Source organism: Halolamina salina, from assembly GCF_042678005.1.
GTDB classification, from domain to species: domain Archaea; phylum Halobacteriota; class Halobacteria; order Halobacteriales; family Haloferacaceae; genus Halolamina; species Halolamina salina.
Map to the genome: position 1 here is coordinate 4822 of NZ_JBHUDH010000031.1, position 1954 is coordinate 6775.

Consider the following 1954-nt stretch of genomic DNA (forward strand, 5'->3'; position numbering starts at 1 on the left):
CGCCCGAAAGCGCCGCGCCGAACAGCGCCGTCGCCACCGGCGGGAGCATGAACACCGGGTGGACCTGCGAGGCGTACGCGCCGAGGAGGGCGGCGGGACCGCTCCCGTGCCGAGCAATGCCCATGTGGTGTGTTGGGTTGGACCACGCATAAGTGAAACGACGGGTCGGGCGTCGAAGGTGGCGCTCCCCCGGGGTTCTTGTAGCGCGCTCCTGTACGACGGAGTAGTGCAATCTCGCCTCCGTAGCGCGTACGAGACGGCCAAACGCGTCGGCGTGGTCGCCAAGGAACAGGAGCTCACGTTCCTGGCGGCGGCAGTGGCGTACTACGCGTTCGTCTCGCTGATCCCCGCGGCGGTGCTGGTGCTGATCGTCGCCAGCACGTTCGGCGGCGAGCAGTTCGCCACGGTGCTGTTGGAGTCGACCAGCCAGTTCCTCACCGAAAGCGGGCAGGACGTGCTCACCACCGCGCTCACCGCCGGCGACGGCCGGGGGAGCGCGACCGTGCTGGGGCTGGCGTTCCTCCTCTGGGGGACGCTGAAGGTGTTCCGCGCGCTCGACACCGCCTTCGCCAACGTGTACGGCACCGAGCAGCAGGACACGCTGCTCGATCAGGTGATCGACTCGTTCGTGGTGGTGCTCGGCATCGGGCTCTCGATGGCGCTGATGTTCGCGCTGGCCGGCGCGTTCGCGGCGTTCAACCTCGGCGTCGTCGTCGAAGCGCTGGGGGTGCTCACGCTGCCGATCCTGCTGACGGCGGTGTTCCTCCCGATCTACTACCGGTTCCCGGACACGTCGGTCACGGTCCGGGAGGTGCTGCCCGGCGCGGTCGTCGCCGCCGTGGCGTGGACCGCGATGCAGGCGGGGTTCCAACTGTACGCCAGCGTCGCCAGCACCTCCGCCTACGGCATCGTCGGCGGGGTGATCCTGCTCGTGACGTGGCTCTACATGGCCGGCGCGGTCGTGATCCTCGGCGCCGTGATCAACGTCGTGCTCGCCGAGGACCGCGAGGTGGGACCGGAGACCGGCGCTGGTACGCCGACGGCGGCCGACCGGCAGTTCCAAGGGCAACCGGAGCCAGCGTCGGGGTACATGGCAGAGCGCGAACCCCGCGGCGCGCCCGACGTCGCCGAACTCGCGGAGGAGGTCGACGAGCTCCGGTCCGAGCTCGACGGCTTCGAGGACGACGTCCAGCGGCGGACCGTCGACAAGCCCCAACTGGAGGAGGACCTCAAGGCGTACGTCCGAGCCCGGATGCGACAGGGGAAAGCGACGGGCTGGGGGCCGTACCTGATCCTGCTGTACGGCGTCGCACTGAGCCTCGGCGCGTTCTACTGGCTCTCGGACTGGGCCGCCGTCGCGGCGATGCTCGTCGCGTTCACCTCCACGCTCGGCCTCTACGTGCTCTTCGTCCTGTTCGGCGGCGTCATCGGCGCCGCGAGAACCGCCGGCGGGATCGCGGAACGCCTGCGATAGATGCACGGCTGGGGCGTCACGGAGGCGCTGGCCGGCCTCCCCGACTGGGTCGCGCTGCTGTTCGCGCTGCTGACCCAACTCGCCGACGCGTGGTTCGTCTTCGGCGGGCTCGCCCTCCTCTATCTGCTCGCCGACGAGCGCCTCGCGAGCGAGCCGCGACGGGCGGGCGCGACGCTGATCGCGCTCGCGATCTGTGCGCTGGCCGCCACGGTCGCGTTCAAAACCACCTTCGGCGTCCATCGGCCGGCAGGTGCGGGGACGGCGACACCGCCGGCGTGGCTGCCCGCGCTCTTCGACCCCGTATACGCGAACATCTCGACCGGCGACGGCTTCGGCTTCCCCAGCGGGCACGCCACCTCGAGCAGCGTCGTCTACGGCGGCCTCGCGCTCGCGCTGGACCGGCTCTGGACCCGCCGGAAGCGGCTCCTCGCCGCCGGCGGGATCGTCGCCGTCGTCGCGCTCTCCCGGCTCGTCATCGGC

At 70.8% G+C, this 1954-nt stretch carries 2 protein-coding genes and 1 pseudogene; 2 read left to right on the forward strand and 1 reads right to left on the reverse strand.

Translation table 11 applies throughout. The features are described from left to right. Positions 1-124, reverse strand: a pseudogene (locus ACFR9S_RS03845) (UbiA family prenyltransferase); the annotation flags it as partial. Between the two features lie 102 nt (positions 125-226). Between ACFR9S_RS03845 and ACFR9S_RS03850 the strand changes: the two are divergent. Both ACFR9S_RS03850 and ACFR9S_RS03855 read left to right on the forward strand, forming a co-directional pair. Then, the gene (locus tag ACFR9S_RS03850) at positions 227-1474 is read left to right on the forward strand and encodes a YihY/virulence factor BrkB family protein (RefSeq protein ID WP_379732697.1); all 1248 of its coding nucleotides are present in this window, start codon (positions 227-229) and stop codon (positions 1472-1474) included. After that, on the forward strand, positions 1475-1954 hold a 480-nt coding region (locus ACFR9S_RS03855; protein WP_379818099.1), incomplete at its 3' end, for a phosphatase PAP2 family protein.